The following is a 1799-nucleotide window of genomic DNA, read 5'->3' on the forward strand; positions in this document are numbered from 1 at the left end:
TGCGTTCAGAACCCGCCGCCAGAAGCAGAATATCGTCAATATTCCAGATCGGGCTCCTGTGGGATGACTGAATTCTACAAAATGACCCGAAATTGCCTCAAGTGTGAGAAATCCGCGTCGATACCCTGCCCCTGAATTTGCCAGGCGGGCTTACGCGGCATGAACCCGGCGATATCCTGACGGCGAATCAGAGGAATATGATCTCCAAAACGCCGGACATAGACATCAATCAGATGCCGCCTGTGGTCATCTTCCTCACGCACCATATCCGCAAAGATTTTCGCGGTATCGGGGTAGTTTTCCTGCAAGGCATAGGAAAAGTCCGCATAGATGCGACCGTCCTCTTCCTCATTGGAAATGGCCAGAGCAAGAATTTCCTGTTCGGTCAGGGCAGTAAATTTACGCATCTGCCCTGCATATACATTTTCAGGATAAGTCTCAATTTATTCTTACATAATGAGAATATTTCGCATTTTCAGAGCAACTGTGCCGTGGATTTTTCTACAAAAACAGACAAGGGCAGGATCATAACCTGACCCTGCCCTCATCATTACTGTCCCGACAGAAAAAGAGTGGCCCTTTTTAAAAGGCGACCAAACCCGCCAGCAGCGCCAGCGCCACCGCAAAACCGATTTCCCGGTTGGCGCGGAACTGAGCCAGACACAAAGCCGGGTCCGACGGATTCACCCCCACAACCTGCCGCCACAGTAGGAACACCGGCAGCAACAGGACCGGCCAGAACAGAAGCCCCACACCAGCAAGCAGAGCAGCCCCCGCCAGCAACACCACCATCAGCGCGTAACAGATGCCAATAAAAGCCTTTGCCCGCCCAGCCATGAGGCGTGAGGTGGATTTCACGCCAATACGGGCATCATCTTCCATGTCCTGAAAGCCATAGATGGTATCAAACCCCAGTTGCCAGACGATGGTTGCCGCATAAAGCGCAAGCTGCGCGAGGGAGAGATGGCCGGCCGCCGCCGCATACCCCAGAGGTGCGCCAAACCCGAAGGTAAAGCCCATGACCAGTTGCGGCCACCACGTAAACCGCTTGGCCAGCGGATACAGCGCCACCAGCATCAGCGAGGACGCCCCAAGAATCTGAGAAAGGCCATTCAGTTGCAGCAGGATGGACAGACCAATCGCCAGCAGAATGGCCAGAAACAGCACTGCATGCCGCATCCGCAGAGCACCGGAGGCCAGCGGGCGGCCAGCCGTGCGGGCGACCTGCCGGTCAATATCGCGGTCCCACATGTCATTCACCACGCAGCCCGCAGCCCGCATGACAAGACTGCCAATGCTAAACAGCACAATCAGGCGCACCCGCTCCGCAGCTGGCACACCCTGTGGCAGCAGAATCCCCCATATGCCGGGCAAAAACAGCAGCCATGTACCAATAGGCCGGTCCAGCCGCGCCAGCAGGGCATAAGGGCGCAGGGCCGGAGGCAGGCGGGCAATCCAGCCCGTCACCCGGATGTCGGTATGACCGGAAGAAGCTGACACGATACAGGCGGTCCTTTAACCAAACACAGCAGTGCCGGGGGTATGCCATAAATTCCCCTCTGGCATGAACCTCTTTGCGCAGAACGGCATTACCGCCTAAACAACCATATCTTTGTGAGAACGACCCGCCGGACCGTGCCTCCCCTTCCCGTTGCAACCTGCCTGATAGCTGAATGCCATGAGTTCGCCCGAGCATCTTCCCCGTCTTTTTGTGCCGCAGGACGCCGCAGGTGGTCCGGCGGAAGCCGGCACGTCTTGCCTGCTCAGCCCGGCACAGGCGCGCTATCTGGGCACGGTCA

Annotated in this window: 1 protein-coding gene and 1 pseudogene; both read right to left on the minus strand. The window is 57.1% G+C overall.

All coding sequences use genetic code 11. The annotated features are described in order from the left end of the window. Positions 1 to 83: 83 nt before the first annotated feature. Positions 84 to 407, minus strand: a pseudogene (locus AD928_RS00250) (ferritin-like domain-containing protein); the annotation flags it as partial. A 175-nt stretch (positions 408 to 582) separates the two neighbouring features. Then, positions 583 to 1500 carry a 4-hydroxybenzoate octaprenyltransferase gene (gene ubiA / locus AD928_RS00255; RefSeq protein ID WP_062247343.1) on the minus strand — a complete coding sequence of 306 codons (918 nt, stop codon included), beginning with the start codon at positions 1498 to 1500 and terminating at the stop codon, positions 583 to 585. Positions 1501 to 1799 lie beyond the last annotated feature (299 nt).

This window comes from Acetobacter cerevisiae (assembly GCF_001580535.1).
GTDB lineage: Bacteria > Pseudomonadota > Alphaproteobacteria > Acetobacterales > Acetobacteraceae > Acetobacter > Acetobacter cerevisiae.